At 62.3% G+C, this 17,382-nt stretch carries 15 protein-coding genes and 1 pseudogene; 5 read left to right on the plus strand and 11 right to left on the minus strand.

Annotation, left to right across the window (positions count from 1 at the left end; genetic code table 11):
- Positions 1–56 precede the first annotated feature (56 nt).
- Positions 57–902 (plus strand): 16S rRNA (cytidine(1402)-2'-O)-methyltransferase, encoded by an 846-nt coding sequence (rsmI, locus tag V3390_RS03625; RefSeq protein ID WP_331703388.1) that lies wholly within the window; start codon positions 57–59, stop codon positions 900–902.
- A 98-nt stretch (positions 903–1,000) separates the two neighbouring features.
- Here the strand turns inward: rsmI and V3390_RS03630 are convergent, their stop codons facing one another.
- Together V3390_RS03630 and V3390_RS03635 are read right to left on the minus strand one after the other, a co-directional pair.
- Positions 1,001–1,447 carry a barstar family protein gene (locus V3390_RS03630; RefSeq protein WP_331689012.1) on the minus strand — a complete coding sequence of 149 codons (447 nt, stop codon included), beginning with the start codon at positions 1,445–1,447 and terminating at the stop codon, positions 1,001–1,003.
- Entirely contained in the window at positions 1,444–1,956 is a 513-nt protein-coding gene (locus tag V3390_RS03635) for a guanyl-specific ribonuclease (protein WP_331703389.1), read from the minus strand. The genes V3390_RS03630 and V3390_RS03635 overlap by 4 nt, the downstream gene beginning before the upstream one ends.
- Positions 1,957–2,056: 100 nt before the next feature.
- Here V3390_RS03635 and V3390_RS03640 point away from each other — a divergent pair, with 100 nt between their 5' ends.
- Positions 2,057–2,860, plus strand: a complete 804-nt coding sequence (locus V3390_RS03640; protein ID WP_331703390.1) for a murein L,D-transpeptidase catalytic domain family protein — start codon at positions 2,057–2,059, stop codon at positions 2,858–2,860.
- Here V3390_RS03640 and V3390_RS03645 read toward each other — a convergent pair.
- The 5 genes from V3390_RS03645 to V3390_RS03665 all read right to left on the minus strand — a co-directional run bounded on the left by V3390_RS03645 (position 2,806) and on the right by V3390_RS03665 (position 5,192).
- Entirely contained in the window at positions 2,806–3,525 is a 720-nt protein-coding gene (locus V3390_RS03645) for an MIP/aquaporin family protein (RefSeq protein WP_331689015.1), read from the minus strand. The genes V3390_RS03640 and V3390_RS03645 overlap by 55 nt on opposite strands.
- Entirely contained in the window at positions 3,522–3,905 is a 384-nt protein-coding gene (locus tag V3390_RS03650; RefSeq protein ID WP_331703391.1) for an arsenate reductase ArsC, read from the minus strand. The genes V3390_RS03645 and V3390_RS03650 overlap by 4 nt, the downstream gene beginning before the upstream one ends.
- Entirely contained in the window at positions 3,902–4,384 is a 483-nt protein-coding gene (locus tag V3390_RS03655; RefSeq protein ID WP_331703392.1) for an arsenate reductase ArsC, read from the minus strand. Before V3390_RS03655 ends, V3390_RS03650 begins: the two co-directional genes overlap by 4 nt.
- Positions 4,384–4,752, minus strand: coding sequence for an ArsR/SmtB family transcription factor (locus V3390_RS03660; protein ID WP_331703393.1), 369 nt, complete (start codon positions 4,750–4,752; stop codon positions 4,384–4,386). Before V3390_RS03660 ends, V3390_RS03655 begins: the two co-directional genes overlap by 1 nt.
- 98 nt (positions 4,753–4,850) lie before the next feature.
- Positions 4,851–5,192 carry an I78 family peptidase inhibitor gene (locus tag V3390_RS03665; protein WP_331703394.1) on the minus strand — a complete coding sequence of 114 codons (342 nt, stop codon included), beginning with the start codon at positions 5,190–5,192 and terminating at the stop codon, positions 4,851–4,853.
- Between the two features lie 104 nt (positions 5,193–5,296).
- Between V3390_RS03665 and V3390_RS03670 the strand changes: the two genes are divergently transcribed.
- Together V3390_RS03670 and V3390_RS03675 are read left to right on the plus strand one after the other, a co-directional pair.
- Positions 5,297–6,985 carry an NAD(P)/FAD-dependent oxidoreductase gene (locus V3390_RS03670; protein WP_331703395.1) on the plus strand — a complete coding sequence of 563 codons (1,689 nt, stop codon included), beginning with the start codon at positions 5,297–5,299 and terminating at the stop codon, positions 6,983–6,985.
- 95 nt (positions 6,986–7,080) lie between these two features.
- On the plus strand, positions 7,081–9,009 hold the full coding sequence (locus V3390_RS03675) for a M61 family metallopeptidase (RefSeq protein ID WP_331703396.1): 1,929 nt from the start codon (positions 7,081–7,083) through the stop codon (positions 9,007–9,009).
- A 7-nt stretch (positions 9,010–9,016) separates the two neighbouring features.
- Here the strand turns inward: V3390_RS03675 and V3390_RS03680 are convergent, their stop codons facing one another.
- The 3 genes from V3390_RS03680 to V3390_RS03690 all read right to left on the minus strand — a co-directional run bounded on the left by V3390_RS03680 (position 9,017) and on the right by V3390_RS03690 (position 14,785).
- On the minus strand, positions 9,017–9,556 hold the full coding sequence (locus V3390_RS03680; RefSeq protein ID WP_331703397.1) for an SRPBCC family protein: 540 nt from the start codon (positions 9,554–9,556) through the stop codon (positions 9,017–9,019).
- Between the two features lie 57 nt (positions 9,557–9,613).
- On the minus strand, positions 9,614–11,011 hold the full coding sequence (locus V3390_RS03685; RefSeq protein WP_331703398.1) for an FAD/NAD(P)-binding protein: 1,398 nt from the start codon (positions 11,009–11,011) through the stop codon (positions 9,614–9,616).
- An 81-nt stretch (positions 11,012–11,092) separates the two neighbouring features.
- The gene (locus V3390_RS03690) at positions 11,093–14,785 is read right to left on the minus strand and encodes an indolepyruvate ferredoxin oxidoreductase family protein (RefSeq protein ID WP_331703400.1); all 3,693 of its coding nucleotides are present in this window, start codon (positions 14,783–14,785) and stop codon (positions 11,093–11,095) included.
- A gap of 277 nt (positions 14,786–15,062) precedes the next feature.
- Here V3390_RS03690 and V3390_RS03695 point away from each other — a divergent pair.
- Positions 15,063–15,599, plus strand: a pseudogene (locus tag V3390_RS03695) (ISL3 family transposase); the annotation flags it as partial.
- Positions 15,600–15,681: 82 nt separating this feature from the next.
- Here the strand turns inward: V3390_RS03695 and merA are convergent.
- Entirely contained in the window at positions 15,682–17,376 is a 1,695-nt protein-coding gene (gene merA / locus V3390_RS03700) for a mercury(II) reductase (protein ID WP_331703401.1), read from the minus strand.
- Positions 17,377–17,382 lie beyond the last annotated feature (6 nt).

The raw sequence follows: 17,382 nt of genomic DNA on the forward strand, positions 1-17,382 counted from the left end.
GGTGCCAAATTCCGCGTGAACGGTTAGCATAGACGCTGAATGGATCGGTTCGTTTGATGAGCAATTTCACCGCCGGGTTATATGTCGTCGCCACGCCAATCGGCAATCTCGACGATCTGACTGTGCGGGCGCGGCAGGTCTTGCAGGCCGCCGACGTTGTTGCCGCCGAGAATCCCACGCACACGCGGGCGCTGTTGGCGCAGTACGGCATCAAGGCGACTCTGACTCCTCTGCATCAGCACAACGAGGAACAGCAGTCCGCTCCCCTGTTGGCGCGGGTCGCTGCGGGCGAGATTGTGGCTCTGGTGTCCGACGCGGGCACGCCCCTGATGAGTGATCCGGGCTATCGGCTGGTGCGGGCGGCCAAAGAGGCGGGTCTGTCGGTGATTCCGGTGCCGGGTGCATGCGCTGCCATTGCGGCCTTGTCGGTCGCCGGGTTGGCCAGTGATCGGTTCGCGTTCGAGGGTTTTTTGCCGGCCAAGTCGAAGGCGCGGCGGGAGCGCTTGGCGTCGCTGGCTTCGGAGTCGCGGACGCTGATTTTCTACGAGTCCACGCACCGCATTGTCGAATCGCTCGAGGATATGGCCGCGGCGTTCGGTCCTTCGCGTCGGGCTTGTGTGGCGCGCGAGTTGACCAAGCTGTTTGAGACCGTGAGTACCGCGCCGCTGGAGGCGCTGGTGGCGCTCACGCGCGCGGATGCGAATGCGCAGCGCGGTGAGTTCGTGGTGCTGGTCGAGGGCGCGGCGGACGACGACGGTTCAGCCGCCCAATTGCGCGAGGGGCTCCGTGTGCAGGCGCTGCTGAAGGCGCATCTGCCGCCTAGCGCGGCCGCCAAGCTCGCCGCCGAAATCACCGGGGCCCCGCGCAAGGCGCTGTATGGAAATGGGGACGGAGGCAATTAATTTTTCTTAACAATTGGCGGGGTGGCCGCGGCGCGTGGCGCCGGCCTTAACCCTACGCTTTCAATTGTTAAGAAAAATTAATTGCCTCCGTCCCCATTTCAATCGTCGTCGGTGTCCGGCAACTCGTCGGCCGGCAAGGGCAGGATCGCCCAGAACGGCTTGCCGTCATCGGCCCACAGAAACGCCGCCTCATTGAGCACATCGAGCAGGGTGTCGAACTCGTTCGGCTCCGCCACCCGCAAGCCCGACGCATGGCGAAGGCAAATCAGGTAACCGGGTGCCGCCGGCAGCCACGACAGATCGCGCAGGACATCGGCCAGGCCATCCCAGTTGCCGCCAAACCACGACGGAATCTGCAAGCCGGCCGCGAGCCGCTCCATGAGCTCGACTTTATCCGTTGCCCCCTGCAGCGAGATGTCTGCAACCCGGAACTCGATTGCCTGCGCCGCCGCGAGCAGCGCGGCCGTGTCGTCCTCGGCAAAGAAATACGCACCGGACTGCGCCGGATCTAACAGGATGGATTGAAGTTCGGCGCTGGAATTCATGGCACGTCGCGGATGCGTTTAAAGCTGCGGTAGTGATCATCAGTGTAGTAGAACTCCGACGCCGGTTTGCCACCGGTCACGATCCGACGCGCACCACGGTCATTTTCACCGGGCGTCCGAACCGTGTACTCGCGGTAATACCCACGCGACTGAATCGGCAACACCCGCTCCCGATTCTGAAACGTCACGCCATCACGCGGATAGTCGAAGGGACCGCCGGCGCGGATATCGTCCAGCACCTTGCGCGCCTCCCGCGGGAGTGAGACGACATCGACCGTGCTCAGACCCGAGCTCGCGGAGTCGGCCGGGGACGACCTTGTGGACGATCTGGAGGACGCCGTCGCCGAAGCCGTCGACCGCGATGAAGTTGTGGACGCCGAGGCGGACACTGCCGGCTTGGAGCCGGGCAAACCCTGCTGCTCGGCGATGGATTGACCTGCCCGATGTCCCATCTGATAGATGAAGGCCGCAGCCAGCGCAACCAGCAGAACCAATAAGAACTTCCGCATACAAAGGACCCCTGACGACATTCACAACCGTGACCGAATCCTGACACCTTAGCTCAATTTGAACATTTGGCGCAGCAAAAGGTGGTATTTTTGCAGGGCTATGCGTCTTAAGTATCTGATTCCATTGGTGATTTTGGTGGCGGGTTGTACTCCGGCGCCGATTGAGCGGCCCTCGGGCCCCGTCACCGCTGCCCACCGCCCGCCCGTGCATCAAAAGCCCGGCGAACTGAGCCGTCTATTTGCCGGCCTGACTCGCGTGGCCCCTGATGCCGATCCTGAGGTCCTGTCCATGGCCCTGCAGGCGCGCCAATGTGCCATCCGCAACGGCCACGTCCGCTCGGACAGCCAGCGACTGGCGGTGATCGATTACTCGCGCCCCTCCAGCCAAAAACGTCTGTGGGTGTTTGATCTGGCGCAGCAACGTCTCCTGTTCGATGAGTATGTGGCCCACGGCGCCGGCAGTGGCGACAACATGGCGACGCACTTCTCCAACACCAACGATTCGCATCAGAGTTCGCTGGGGCTGTTCAGTACTGCCGAGACCTATTTCGGCGCCAACGGGTACTCGCTGCGGATGGATGGCCTCGAGCCCGGCATCAACGACAACGCCCGCGACCGCGCGATCGTCATACACGGTGCCGATTACGTCAATCCGATGCTAATCAACACCCAGGGCCGTATTGGTCGCAGCTGGGGGTGCCCGGCCGTGGCACGCGATGTCGCCAATCAGATGATCGACACCCTCAAGGAAGGCAATCTCGTCTACGCCTACTATCCGGACCCGAACTTTGTCCGCAGCTCCCAGATGCTCGATTGCGGTGGCGCGGCGATTGCCGATCTAGGCCCCGGTTACCGCGGCACGATGCCGGTCGGCTTCGAGTCGAACGTCTCCTCGGCACCCTGATCGCTGCATTCGGCCACAACGGGCGGCAACAGAAGGGCCAGTAGGCCCAGCGCCACGCCGACTCCGATCAGCTGACCGAACACAAAGCCGCCAATATCCTGCGGACGGATGCCGGCAAAGGTATCGGTCAGTGCCCGCGCCACGGTCACGGCGGGATTGGCGAACGAGGTGCTGGACGTAAACCAGTACGCCCCGGTGATATAGCACGCGACCAGCAGCGGCACCTTGTCCGGGCGGTGGCGCACACCCAGTCCGATTGTCAGCAGCAAGCCCGACGTGGCAATCGCTTCGGACAGGATTTGCGCCGGACCTTGGCGCACATGCGTGCCAATTTGCAGCGTCGGCAACTCAAACATGGCATGCGCAATGATTACGCCCAGCACCGCGCCAATGAACTGAGCTGCCAGATATTGCGCCGTCTGCGCATTGCTCATGCGCCCCTGGATCCGCTCCACCAGCGTCACTAGCGGATTGAAGTGCGCGCCCGACAACGGACCGAGCGTGGTGATCATCACGTATAGCATCACCCCCGTGGCGATGGCATTGGCGAGCAGGGCGACACCGTCGTTACCGGCGGACAGGCGCTGCGCCATGATGCCCGAGCCCACCACGGTGATGAGAAGACCGGCGGTCCCGATCAGTTCGGCAGACGCACGGGTTCTCATAGGCTGGCCAGCAAGGCTTTGACGCGACGTTCAATGTCATCGCGCACTTCGCGATAGGCGTCCTCGTCCATATGGCGCGGATCCGGCAACGCCCAATCCTCACGGCGTGACGTCGGCACCCACGGACAGGCATCGCCGCAACCCATGGTGACAACCGCGTCGAAGGCGCCTTCGACCTCGTCCAGTGACTTGGATCCGTGCTGGGTCAAGTCGTAACCCAGCTCGTTCATGGCGCGAATGGCGCGCGGGTTGATCACGCCCGAAGGGCGCGAACCGGCACTGAAGCTCTCCACCTGATCACTACCGTGGATCTTGGCGAAGGCCTCGGCCATCTGGCTGCGATTGGAGTTCTCTACACACACGAACAGCACACGTTTCATACCGAAGTCTCCTGAGCGATGTTGCGGGCGGCCTGTTGGCGCGCCAGTCGATCGAGCTGTGCCAGCGGCAGCGCGGCCAGCAGTTCGATCCGTCGGCGCAGCAGCTGCGAGGCCTTAAAGAATGCCGAAGCATCATCGGGCGTCCTGGCGGGATCGGCAACGCCCCAGTGTGCCAGTGCAGGCTCACCCGGCCACACCGGGCAGGCTTCGCCGGCGGCATCGTCGCAGACGGTGATGACGAAGTCCATGGTGGGTGCATTGGCGGTGTGGAATTCATCCCACGATTTGCTGCGCAGTTCCTTGCTGTAGCCGAACTGCCGAATCAGTTGCTCAGCCAGGGGCTCGACCATGCCGCGCGGCCGGCTGCCGGCACTGTAGGCGACGAACTTGTCGACGGCGATCGTATTCATGATGGCCTCGGCAATCTGGCTACGCGCCGAGTTGCCGGTGCAGATAAACAGGACGTTATAGCGTTCCACTAGCGTGAGCTCCGTTTGGATGTGGGCTTGGATTGCGGTTTCGAAGGGGTAGCGGGTGCGCACACAGTCGGAGCGCACATGGCGGGATCACGGCAGCAGTTCTCGGTCAGAAAGTCGACCAGCGCCGTCATGCGCTCGAAGTTGGCGCGCACGCGGATCGTGCGACCGTCGCGCTCGTCCAGTACCAGATCGGCCGCGCGCAGCAGGTTGAGTTGCGCGGTCAGGGTGGCGGCCGGAATCTTGGCGCGCGCACGAATGCTGCCGACACTCAGGCCCTGCGGCCCGGCAACGACCAGCATGCGGAAGATCCGCAGGCGGGACTCATGGCTCAGTGCATTCAGCAGTTCAACGGCTTTGGCGGTTCTCATGGTTCCATAATTCCAGAAATATGGAACTATGTAAAGAACAAAAAGGACGCCGGGGCGTCCTTTTGCTGCTTCCGGAGAAGCGACGGGCGACCGGCGGCTTAGCCGCAGGTGGTGCGCTGAATCTTGCGTTCGGTGTTGCTGTTGATGTGCACGTTGACGCGGTCAGCGCGGAAATCCTTGGTGACCATGGTGCCGGGTGCAATGACGCGGCCGACCGAGGCGCCGCTATCGCGCTTAATGCGGACCAGCGTCTCGGTGGTGGCGATTTGGCCAACAGCCCAGCCGAGATTGGTCACATTGCAGCTGCCGGCAGGAGCCGAGGGGCCTGTGCTTTCGGCGGGGCCGACAGTGCCATCGGCCCGGATGATCGGTTGTGGGGTACAGGCGGCCAGTGCCAGTGTGCCGGCGGCGGCCAGTGCCATCAGGGCAGATTTGTTCATGGAGTTGTTCCCGCAGGTCAGATGACTCTATTGTAATTCAGGGTCATGTGAAGGCTTCTTCGCAAAATGAACTGTGTCGTAATGGGATGCGAGATAATGGACTAATGCTGCGACTGACCGATCTCATTCTGCCCCTGAATCACACCGACGCCGAGCTGCGTGCCGCGACCGTGGCCGCCCTAGGCATCCGAGACGATCAACTGCTCTCGCTCCAAGTCGTGCGGCGCGGTTATGACGCGCGCCGACATGGCGACGTTCGCCTGATTTACGCGCTCGATGTGGATACCGGCGTGCCACCGACACTCAGGAACAAAGGGCAGCCCTCGTTGCGTCTGGGCGAGGTGCCGAACACCGACTATCAGTACGTGACCCGCGAGGCCCCTGTCGGAATGCATCGCCCGGTCGTGATCGGCATGGGTCCCTGCGGTCTGTTTGCTGGCCTGGTGCTGGCACAGATGGGGTTCAAGCCGATCATTATTGAGCGCGGCCAGGCGGTCAAGGAGCGCACGGCTTCGACCTGGGGTCTGTGGCGACAACGCGTGCTGACCCCCGAGTCCAATGTTCAGTTTGGCGAAGGCGGTGCGGGCACCTTTAGTGACGGCAAGCTCTACAGTCAGGTCAGCGACAAGTTTCATCATGGCCGCAAGGTACTGACGGAGTTTGTCGAGGCCGGCGCGCCCGATGAAATTCTTTACGTCAGCAAGCCGCACATCGGCACATTCCGACTGGTCACGATGGTGCAGAACATGCGGGCCAAAATCATTGCTCTCGGTGGCGAGGTGCGCTTCGACACGCGAGTTGATGACCTGCTGCTCGAATCACTTGACGACGGTCAGCAGCAAGTACGCGGCGTCGTGCTGCAGGATGGCTCGGAGATTCGCACGGATCACGTGGTGGTGGCCTTGGGTCACAGTGCCCGCGACACCTTTGACATGCTGTATAAGCGCGGCGTGTACATGGAGGCCAAGCCGTTCTCGGTCGGGTTCCGCATCGAGCATCCGCAGTCCATGATTGATCGGGCGCGCTTCGGCGCGCAGGCCGGCCATCCGCTGCTGGGTGCCGCCGATTACAAACTGGTGCATCACGCCAGCAACGGTCGAAGTGTCTACAGCTTCTGCATGTGCCCGGGCGGTACGGTGGTGGCTGCCACATCGGAACCGAACCGCGTGGTGACCAACGGCATGAGCCAGTACTCGCGCAACGAGCGCAATGCCAATGCGGGCATCGTCTGCGGCATTGATCCTGCGGACTATTTGCAGGCGTTCAAGGCCGATCGGCCGGAGTTGCCTTCGCATGTGTTCGATAGCGTGGCCGGTGAGCAGCGCGTGCATCCCTTGGCCGGCATCTCGCTGCAGCGCGCACTCGAATCGCAGGCCTTTACGGTAGGTGGCGGCAACTACAATGCGCCGGCGCAGCTGATCGGTGATTTTCTGCGTCGGCAGCCGTCGTCGGTGCTGGGCGACGTGGAGCCCTCGTATCGTCCGGGTGTGACCTTGGGTTCGCTCGATTCGACCTTGCCGGCCTATGCCATCGAGGCGATTCGTGAATCTCTGCCCGAATTCGGCCGCAAGATCCGCGGTTTTGATCGGGCCGATGGCGTTCTGACCGGTGTTGAGACCCGCACGTCGTCGCCATTGCGTATCACGCGTGGTCGCGACTTCCAGTCCTTAAATGTCCGCGGTCTGTTTCCTGCCGGTGAGGGCGCCGGTTATGCCGGTGGCATTTTGAGTGCCGGCATTGATGGCATCAAAGTGGCCGAAGCCATCGCCCGTTCGGCCTTGCGCCTCGCCTAGCAGTAATCGGAAGGGTCGTGACTTCTGGCACAGGGGTGTCAGGTCCATAGCCGCCAGTATGGAAGTTTGTGTCCATAACAAAGGTGCGGTAATTCATGATCTTGCGGACTTCGGTAACAGCGCTGGCGCTGGCGGTTGGAATGGCAGTGTTCGGTAATGCGCAGGGCATGGCCATCAAGGACGCCGATCTGACGCAGTGGCAGTCCAAGGTTCCGGCCCCGGTCAATCAGCCGTATCCCTACGGCACCATGCGTCTGCAGGTCGATACCACCGACACCACGCGCAGGATTTTTAAAGTGCGCCAGGAAATTCCGGTACGCGCCGGTCCACTGACTTTGCTGTATCCCAAGTGGTTGCCGGGCAATCATGCGCCCAACGGTCCCATCAACAAGGTGGCGGGCATTCGCTTCCGCGCCGGCAATCAGACGCTCCAATGGAAGCGGGATCCGTACGATGTGTATGCCTTCCATCTGGAGGTGCCGCAGGGTGTCACCAACATCACCGCCGAATTCGAGTACTTGAGCCCGAGTGCGCGCGAGCAAGGTCGTATCACGGCGACGCAGGACATGCTCAATTTGCAGTGGAACGCCGTTGCGCTGTATCCCGCGGGCTATTACGTCCGGCAGATTCCGGTGCAGGCCTCGGTGAAATATCCGCAGGGTTTTACGGCGGCCACGGCACTCTCATCGAGCAGTAAAGACGCCGACAACACCGTGCGCTATGAGACGGTCCCATTGGATACGCTGATCGACTCACCGGTCTATGCAGGACGTTATTTCAAATCGTGGGATCTGGATCCGGGCAGCAAGACGCCGGTGCGTCTGAATGTGGTGGCCGATGCGCCCGAGCAGCTGGAAATGCCCGACGAAGCCCTGCGTGCACATCGCGCATTGGTGACGCAGGCCTACAAAGCCTTCGGCTCGCATCACTACGATCACTACGAATTCCTGCTGTCGCTGTCTGATCAGATGGGTGGCAACGGGCTGGAGCATCATCGCTCGAGCGAAAACGGCCACGATCCGGATCACTTCACCAACTGGAAAGGAAGCTTTGTCGGCCGCGATCTGCTGGCGCACGAATTCGCGCACAGTTGGGATGGCAAGTTCCGCCGCGGCGCCGATCTCACCACGCCCGACTACAACACGCCGATGGGCAACACGTTGCTGTGGGTCTACGAGGGCCAGACGCAATTCTGGGGCAACGTGCTCGCGGCACGTTCCGGTCTGGTCTCGCAGGATCAGGCCAAAGACGCGGCTGCCATTGTCGTGTCCACCTATGCCGATGAGCGTCCGGGCTTTGGTTGGCGTTCGATTGCCGACACCACCTTCGACCCGATTATCAATAAGCGCTCCCCGCAGGCCAATACGGGCTATCAGCTGTCCGAGGATTACTACCGCGGCGGCCAGATGGTGTGGCTGGCGGTGCATGCCAAGATCGCCGAGCTGACCGGCGAGAGAAAGGGCATTGATGAGTTTGCGCGCGCGTTTTTTGGCGTTGATAGCGGCTCGTGGGATGTGCGCCCTTACACGTTTGAGGATGTCGTCGCGACTTTGAACAGCGTGGCACCGTTCGACTGGGCTACGTTCCTGCGCGAACGCATTGACGGCACCCGCTCACCGGCCGACGGCATCATCGCCAACGGCTGGCGCCTGGCGTATCGCGATAAACCGAATGATTACCAGAAGGCCGCGCTGGGCGAGAGCAAGACCGCCAATTTTGCGCTCTCGCTCGGGATGAACATCGCATCGGCTGACGGTCGTATCAACAGCGTCCTGTGGGATGGCCCCGCATTCAACGCCGGCTTAGGCATTGGCCAGACGCTGTTAGCGGTGAACGGAATGGCCTATACCAAGGATCGTCTGGAAACCGCAGTGCGTGCCAAACAACCGATCCGTCTGGTCGTACGCAATGGCGAGGTCGTGCGCGACGTCACCATCGACTACCGTGGTGGCTTGCGCTATCCGGTACTGGAGCGCATTCCGGGCACACCCGATCGTCTGAGCGCCCTGCTGGCACCGCGCTAAGCCGCGCTTACTTGCCCTCGGCGACGGTCTTGAGTTGGGCCAGGCCTTTTTCAAAGTCCTTGCCGATCATGTCGTCGAGCAGTCCCAGACCGCTCATCATCTTGGTCATGAAGTCGGCATCGCCGGATAGGGTCCAGGTGACTTGAGCACCACCGGATTCGGTCTGCGCAATCTTGAAATCGGTGATGGCGGACGAGGTCATCGGCTGCAGAAAGTCGAGTTTAATTTTGACGTCCGACGGCGCAGTGACAGCGAGAATCTCCATCCGGCCGGAGCCAACGCCTTCCTGCGGGGACTCCCACGAGTAGACCGCACCCGTGCCATTGAGTGGGCCGTCATAGGTCTGCTTCATGTTCGGATCCAGCTGATGCCATGGCGACCACTGACCCCAGTTGTGGAAATCCTGAATCTGCGCAAAGACCTCGGCCGGCGTGGCCTTGATCGGCTGCGAGGTGCGCGTGACCGAATAGGTGTTCGGTTGGAAGGCAGTATACGCCAACACGACAGCGACTAAAACAGCAACGAGAACCAGAATGCGTTTGAACATGGGACCTCTCCGTGGTGGTGCACAAATGTGCTGATGCGATTCCGAGTGTAGTACCGATTACCCGCACCCGGTGCGTGCAGCGGCTTCAATCTGACCGCAGTCGCGGGCCTGCACTCGCAGTTCGGGCATGGCGATGGTCTCCCACAAGGTGCCGATCCGTGACGACCCGAGCACCTGCAAGCCGGCAAGCGGTGCACCCTGCGCATCGAGTGCGCGACCGAGCCCATCCGTCAGAATCCCTAGGCCATGCGGACCGGGCACTGCCAGCCCGTTGGCGAGCAACGAGGCCAATAACGGACTCGAAGGCCGTTCGAAGCGCGTCTCGACACCGGTGGCATTGATGACGACATCGGTCGGTAAGTTTTGCTCAGCGCCATCGCGTGCACGAAAGCGCAGTGTCGCAGCATCAGTGCCGGTGCTCGGCAGGAGGCGCCCGGCCAGAACGTGCAGCTGGCCTGCTTGCATCATGGCCTGCAGTTCGGCGGCAATCTCCGGCGCGATGCGATGGCGATGAATATCCCAGTAGCGGACCGCATGCCGTAGAAAGCGGGCCTGCTCGGGTGCCGACAGCGATTGCCACAGCTGCTGGCCGTAGGGGCGCAGGCGCTCGACCGTCCACTGCCACGGTTCGCCCTGTGCGATGCCCTGCAGTGCACGACGGCGCAGGGTGCGCCACAGGCCCAGTACGGTGCTCGGCAAGTTCTCGGCGGCAGACGGCAAGGGCGCAGGCAGATGCTCGGCGGCATGCGGCAATGGCAACAGGCCGTGCCGCGACAGCACCGTGATCGGGCCGCGATGGCCGGCGCGCAGGCGCGTCATCAGGCTATCCACCATGCTGAGTCCCGAGCCGATCACGGTGATGCGTGCATCGGGCGACATGCGATCGAGTTGCGGATAGTCCCAACTCTCGACAACCGGCAATTCACCCGCATCGATCGGCAAGGCACGCGGCGCATTGCCGATGGCGAGCACGACCTGTGCAGCCCGCAAGCTCGTACCGTCCAACAAGGTCACAACGAACCCGTCGTCGGAACGGGCCAACGCAACGGCCTCATCGCGCACGTGCTGCAGCGATGAAAACAACGGCTGCTCACGCAGACGTGCCAGAAGGTACGCACCGTAAGCGCGACGCGGCGCGTAGGCATGATCCAGGTCGTGGCCATGTAGGTCGGCCAGCGCCGAATCGGGATTGGCGATCAGGTAATCGACAAAATCATGCGGACGATCGGCGAAGGCGCTCATGCGCCCGGCCGGAACATTGAGACGGTGTTCTTCGCGATCGGTGGAATACGCCGCGCCCTGCGCCAGCGAAGCCCGCGGCTCGACCACGGCGATGCGCGGCTCGTGACCCGCGGCCGAACACGACGACAGATAATGCAGTGCGACTAGCGCCCCGGCAGCACCGCCGCCGATCACGATCCGTTCGTACTCGCTGCTCATTTTCAAACTGCTCATAGGTTCACGCTCCGATGCAGGCCCATCGTAAAACGAAAAACCCCGCACGGCATGTGCGGGGTCTCGTTGAACCCGGCTTAATTAAGCGACGCGGACTAGGCGCAGCGGGTTGCGGAACTCGCGCAGCAGTTCGCCCAGCTCAATCTTGGCGGTGTGCACATTCGCTTCCTTGATGTGACCGAAGCCGCGCATGCGTTGCGGGATCTCGGCAATCTTGACGGCCAGATCGACGTTGTTGCCGTTGATCTCGCCCAGGATGCCTTCGATCGTCTGCACGTAGTCCTTGATCAGCGCACGTTCCATGCGGCGTTCCTCGGTATAGCCGAACACGTCGAAGGCAGTGCCGCGCAGACCCTTGAGCTTGGCCAGCAGGCCGAACCACTTGAGCATCGAGGGACCGTATTCCTTCTTGATCAGATGCCCGTTGGCATCGCGTTTGGTGAACAGCGGCGGGGCCAGGTGGAAGGTCAGCGTGTAGTCGCCTTCGAACTGCTGCTCGAGCTGACGACGGAAGGTGCCATCGCTGTACAGACGCGCGACTTCGTATTCGTCCTTGTAGGACATCAGCTTGAACAGATTGCGGGCCACGGCCTCGGTCAGACCATGCATGCCGCGCAGACGAGCCTGCTCGGCATCGCGCACGTGCGACACAAACGAGGAGTAGTCGCGCGCGTAATCGGCATTCTGATATCGGGTCAGGAATTCGACACGGCGCTCGATCAGCTCATCGAGCGAACGCGACAGGCGCGAATCGTCGAGCGGCAGATCGGCCACGGTACCGGTGCCTTCGCCCGAAGCCGGCAGATGCTGCACGGCACGTTCGGTCGGCACGGGTGCCGACGGCGACGCAAACTCGTGCTCTTCCCACTCGCCCGGAGCCAGCATCGGCAGTTCGACATTGGTGTTGCCGAGCTCGGCCGTTGCACGATCGACACCGGCTGCAGCCGCCACTGCGGTCGGGTTGACCACCGCCAGACGACCCCAGGCAAAGGCCTTTTTGTTCATTTCGATGGCGGCGCCGTTGAGCTCTATGGCGTGCATCAGCGATTCGAATGATAGCGGGATCAGTCCTTGTTGCCAGGCGTAGCCCATGATGAAACTGTTCGAAGCGATCGCATCGCCCATCAGCTTGGTCGCGAGCTTGGTGGCATCGATCATGTACGGCTTGTTGCCGCCCAGTGCCTTGGAGATGCCGACCACGATGTCTTCGGCCGGGAATTCCATGTCAGGACGGGTGGTGAAGGTGCCGGGCATCGCTTCGTAGGTGTTGAGCACGACGGACGAACGGCCATCGCGGATCTTGGACAGCACCCAGTAGTCGTTGGCGACGACCATGTCGCAACCGAGCACCAGATCGGCCTCGCCGGCGGCAATGCGCACGGCGTGCAGATCGGCCGGCGTGCGTGCCAGACGAATGTGTGAAGTCACCGCGCCACCCTTCTGCGCCAGACCGGTCTGATCGAGCACGGTCGCGCCCAGGCCTTCGAGATGGCCGGCCATGCCGAGCAGGGCACCGATGGTCACCACGCCGGTGCCGCCGACGCCCGTCAGCAGAATGTTCCACGGCTTGGACAGGTCGGAGCGGATCGTCGGTGCGGGCAGGTTGTCGAGCAGATTGCCGACACCCGACGACGCACCCGAATCCTTGCGCAGCTTGCCGCCGTTGACCGTCACGAACGATGGACAGAAGCCCTTCACGCAGGAGAAGTCCTTGTTGCAGTTCGACTGGTCAATGGTGCGCTTGCGGCCGAATTCGGTTTCCTTGGGCAGGACCGAGACGCAGAACGATTTCTTGCCGCAGTCACCGCAGCCTTCGCACACCAGCGAGTTGATGATGACGCGCTTGTTGGGATCTTCCATCTTGCCGCGCTTGCGGCGACGACGCTTTTCGGTGGCGCAGGTCTGGTCGTAAATCAGGATCGAAACGCCCTTCACCTCACGAAGGCGCTTTTGGACCTCGTCGAGATCGGCGCGGTCATGGAACTCGACGCCGCTCGGGAACAGTTCGTGCTTGCTCCATTTGCGGATATCGTCCGAGACCAGCACGATGGTGTCCACGCCTTCGGCACGCATCTGGTGCGCGATGGCCGGCACGCTGAGGGTGCCGTCAACCGGCTGGCCGCCCGTCATGGCGACCGCATCGTTGTACAGAATCTTGTAGGTGATGTTGACGCCGGTGGCCAAGGACTGACGGATCGCCAGCGACCCGCTGTGGAAGTACGTACCGTCGCCGAGGTTCTGGAACACGTGCTCGGTTTCCGTGAACGGAGCCTGGCCGGACCAGGTCACGCCTTCGCCACCCATGTGCGTGTAGGTGTCGGTGTCGCGGTTCATCCAGGTCACCATGTAGTGGCAACCGATACCGCCCATGGCGCGCGAACCTTGCGGGACCACGGTCGAGGTGTTGTGCGGGCAGCCCGAGCAGTAATGCGGCACGCGCGGGAACTGCGCCCGGGGCAGTGCGAGTTCGGATTCCTTTTCGGCCATCCAGCCCAGCACGTTGCGGATCTGCTCGCTGTCGTGGAACTTCTGGATGCGACGTCCGATCACCCCCGCAATGGTCGCAGGCGTAAGTTCACCGGTCGAAGGCAGGATCCATTCGCCCTGTTCGTCGTACTTGCCGACGATCGACGGACGCTGACCCGGCCAGTTGTACAGGTATTCCTTCATTTGGCGCTCAATGAAGGCGCGCTTTTCCTCGACCACCAGAATGTCTTCGAGACCATCGGCGAAACGACGCACACCCTCGGGTTCCAGCGGCCAGGTCATGCCGATCTTGTACACACGGATTCCGAGATCCGCACAGGCCTTCTCGTCGAGACCCAGGTACTCGAGTGCCTGCAGCACATCGAGATACGACTTACCGGTGGTAGCAATGCCCAAACGGGGACGCGGCGAGTCAATCACGATCTTGTCAATCCGATTAGCCCGCGCGAAGGCTTGCGCCGCCGCCACCGCATACTTGTGCAGGCGCATTTCCTGATCCATCGGCGGATCCGGCCAGCGGATATTGAGCCCGCCGGCCGGCAAGGCAAAGTCATCCGGCGTGACGATCTTGAGCGCCAGCGGGTCCACATCGAGCGACATGGACGACTCGACCGTCTCGGCAATCGTCTTAAAGCCGATCCAGCGACCGGTAAAGCGCGACATCTCCCAACCGATCAGGCCCATCTCCAGGATGTCGCGGACGCCGGCTGGGTTGAGGATCGGCATCATGGCCGAGACGAATTCGTCCTCGGAGCCGTGCGGCAGCGTCGAGGAGCGGCAGGCATGGTCGTCGGCGGCCAGAGCCAGCACACCGCCCAGCGGCGAGGTGCCGGCGGCGTTGGCGTGCTTGAACACGTCACCCGTACGATCGACGCCCGGACCCTTGCCGTACCACATGCCGAACACGCCATCGACCTTGCTGCCCGGGAACAGGCCGACCTGCTGCGTGCCCCACACCATGGTGGCGCCCAGATCTTCGTTGAGGCCGGGAGTGAACTTGACCTTGGCCGCCTCGAGGTACTTGCGGGCGCGCCACAGCTCCAGATCGAAGCCACCCAGCGGCGACCCACGGTACCCGCTGATGAAACCCTGCGTGTTCAGGCCAGCGGCCTCGTCGCGCAGCTTTTGGATGATCGGCAAGCGGACCAGCGCCTGGACCCCGCTCAGGTAGATGCGACCGTGTTTGCGGGCGTACTTGTCCTCGAGCGTGTAGTCCTTGTCCACCACCGAATTGGTCAATGCGGTGTTGGCGGACTCGGGCGAGGACAGTTCAGCGGTGCTCGTCATACGTGTTCAACCATCTCTTAAATATCCCCCCCATTATATAAAGGGGACGGAGGGAATTAATTTTGGGTATCCGGAATCTGGTGTGGGTTCTGGCTCCTTGGGTCTTTGTAGCTATCACTTTCAAATAATGGATTTTGGTGTTGGACGGCTGACCGGATGTGCTAGAGTAAAAGTCGGATTTCAGTGTGGGTTCGCCCAAGGTGCTGAGTGACGGACTTTCTCCAGCTGCGAAGCCTGAAGACGCTTGAAATCCTGACCAGCGAGGACAGTTACGTCGTCAGGGAGAGATATGGACCGGATGCGGGAATGGTTCCAACAGTTCCCGCTCCTAAGCGAAGCCCACGCTCTCAAGGAAGGATTTCTGTCGATCTGGGATCAGAAGACCCGCCCAGCAGCAGAAGCCGCCTGCGCGAAGTGGCAGGCCAATATTCCGACCGAATTGGCGGCCACGTTCAAGGACCTGACCACCGCCGTGCACAACTGGCACGACGAAATCTTCGCCTACTTCGAGCAGCCGATTACCAATGCCTATACTGAGTCAGTCAACCGAGTGGCCAAAGACATGAACCGCATGGGCAGGGGTTACAGCTTCGAGGTGCTTCGGGCGCGCATGCTCTACGACAAGAAGGCGCGCAAGGATGGCTCGGTTATCGAAACCGTGTTGGTCGATGACGACGACCCAATGACCACGGACTTCGTGTTCCAGCGGATGACCACGGCGGCAACGCGCAAGAAGAAGATCACGCGCGTGGTCGAGTACGGCCCCTATCTCCCGAAGCTGGCGCGGCTACTCGAAGAGGGGTATTTCGAATAGTCCTCAGCCCATTGTGCAAGAGGCGGCGCTTCAGCCTGAATTTGTGATTCAGCCGATGAAGCATAGGTAAGAGGCCCAGCCACTACCCCGCGCAACAGGACAGTTGCTTTACGTCCTTGGTGAAGGTTTGTGCCGCGAGTTTCAGCCCCTCGACCATCGTCAGGTAGGGGAATAACTGGTCGGCCAACTCTCGCACCGTCATGCGGTTGCGAATCGCCAGTACTGCGGTTTGGATCAGCTCGCCTGCTTCCGGGGCTACCGCTTGCACGCCGATCAGTCGTCCCGAACCGGCCTCCGAAACCAGCTTGATGAAACCGCGCGTGTCGAAGTTGACCAGCGCCCGGGGCACGTTGTCGAGCGTCAGCGTGCGGCTGTCGGTCTCGATACCGTCGTGGTGCGCTTCGGCTTCGCTGTAGCCCACGGTGGCGACCTGCGGGTCGGTGAACACCACCGCCGGCATCGCCGTCAGATCCAGCGTCGCGTTGCCACCCGTCATGTTGATTGCAGCGCGGGTGCCGGCCGCCGCCGCGACGTAGACGAACTGCGGCTGGTCAGTGCAGTCGCCGGCGGCATAGATGTGCGGCACGGTAGTGCGCATCGCGTGGTCGATGGTGATGGCGCCTTGCGCATTGACCACCACACCGGCCGCGTCGAGGTTGAGCGTGCGGGTGTTTGGGGTGCGGCCGGTGGCGAACAACAGCCGGTCGGCATGCAGTTCGCCGCGTTCGGTGGTGAGCACGAATTCCCCATCCTCATAGGCGACCTGGCTGGCCTGGGTGTGGTCCAGCACTTCGATGCCTTCGGCGCGGAACACGGCCGTGATGGCCTCGCCAATGGCGGGGTCTTCGCGAAAGAACAGTGTGCTGCGCGCCAGCATGGTCACCTTGCTGCCCAGCCGGGCAAAGGCCTGCGCGAGTTCGACGGCCACCACCGACGAGCCGATCACGGCCAGCCGATCGGGGATCGTGTCGCTGGCCAGCGCTTCGGTCGACGTCCAGAAGGGCGTGTCTTTCAAGCCCGGGATCGGTGGAATCGCCGGACTGGCCCCGGTGGCGATGAGGCAGCGGTCGAAACTCACCTCGCGCATCCCGTCGTCAGCGGTTGCCACGGTCAGCGTGTGCGCATCCTTGAATCCGGCATCGCCGCGCAGCACGGTGATGGTCGGGGTGCTCGTCAGGATGCCTTCGTACTTGGCGTGGCGCAGTTCATCGACGCGCCCCTGCTGCTGAGCCAGCAAGCGCTTACGCAGAATCTTCGGCGAGGCGGCGGCAATGCCGTCATCGAACGGACTCTCGCGACGCAGATGCGCAATGTGGGCAGCGCGGATCATGGTCTTGGACGGCACACATCCGACGTTGACGCAGGTGCCGCCGAGAGTGCTGCGCTCGATCAGCGTCACACGCGCCCCTTGCTCGACGGCCTTCAACGCCGCCGCCATCGCCGCGCCGCCGCTGCCGATCACGGCCACGTGCAGTGCAGCCTCATCGTCCTCGCGCTTTGGTTCGCCGCCCAGCCGCTCTTGTGCATTGTTCAGCAGGTCGCTGGGTTGCCCCGGCGCATCGGCAAGCTGCGCTCGGTAACCGAGTGCGGATACCGCCGCGACCAGCGAGGTCACGTCCGCGGCGGTACCTACGCTGGCCTCAATCTCGGCCCGGCGCTGTGGGTAGGACACTGAGGCCGAACGCACGCCGGGCACCTTTTCCAAGGTCTGCTTGACGTGCTCGGCGCACGACCCGCAGGTCATGCCATCGATGTGCAGCGTGATCGCCTCGGTCATGAGCGT

The organism is Aquilutibacter rugosus (genome assembly GCF_036541335.1).
Taxonomy (GTDB): Bacteria; Pseudomonadota; Gammaproteobacteria; order Xanthomonadales; family Xanthomonadaceae; genus Aquilutibacter; species Aquilutibacter rugosus.

Coding starts and splice junctions, on each gene's coding strand:
- rsmI (WP_331703388.1), top strand. CDS start 57: ATGAGCAATTTCACCGCCGGGTTATATGTCGTCGCCACGCCAATCGGC.
- V3390_RS03630 (WP_331689012.1), bottom strand. CDS start 1,447: ATGAATTCCAGCGCCGAACTTCAATCCATCCTGTTAGATCCGGCGCAG.
- V3390_RS03635 (WP_331703389.1), bottom strand. CDS start 1,956: ATGCGGAAGTTCTTATTGGTTCTGCTGGTTGCGCTGGCTGCGGCCTTC.
- V3390_RS03640 (WP_331703390.1), top strand. CDS start 2,057: ATGCGTCTTAAGTATCTGATTCCATTGGTGATTTTGGTGGCGGGTTGT.
- V3390_RS03645 (WP_331689015.1), bottom strand. CDS start 3,525: ATGAGAACCCGTGCGTCTGCCGAACTGATCGGGACCGCCGGTCTTCTC.
- V3390_RS03650 (WP_331703391.1), bottom strand. CDS start 3,905: ATGAAACGTGTGCTGTTCGTGTGTGTAGAGAACTCCAATCGCAGCCAG.
- V3390_RS03660 (WP_331703393.1), bottom strand. CDS start 4,752: ATGAGAACCGCCAAAGCCGTTGAACTGCTGAATGCACTGAGCCATGAG.
- V3390_RS03665 (WP_331703394.1), bottom strand. CDS start 5,192: ATGAACAAATCTGCCCTGATGGCACTGGCCGCCGCCGGCACACTGGCA.
- V3390_RS03670 (WP_331703395.1), top strand. CDS start 5,297: ATGCTGCGACTGACCGATCTCATTCTGCCCCTGAATCACACCGACGCC.
- V3390_RS03675 (WP_331703396.1), top strand. CDS start 7,081: ATGATCTTGCGGACTTCGGTAACAGCGCTGGCGCTGGCGGTTGGAATG.
- V3390_RS03680 (WP_331703397.1), bottom strand. CDS start 9,556: ATGTTCAAACGCATTCTGGTTCTCGTTGCTGTTTTAGTCGCTGTCGTG.
- V3390_RS03685 (WP_331703398.1), bottom strand. CDS start 11,011: ATGAGCAGTTTGAAAATGAGCAGCGAGTACGAACGGATCGTGATCGGC.
- V3390_RS03690 (WP_331703400.1), bottom strand. CDS start 14,785: ATGACGAGCACCGCTGAACTGTCCTCGCCCGAGTCCGCCAACACCGCA.
- merA (WP_331703401.1), bottom strand. CDS start 17,376: ATGACCGAGGCGATCACGCTGCACATCGATGGCATGACCTGCGGGTCG.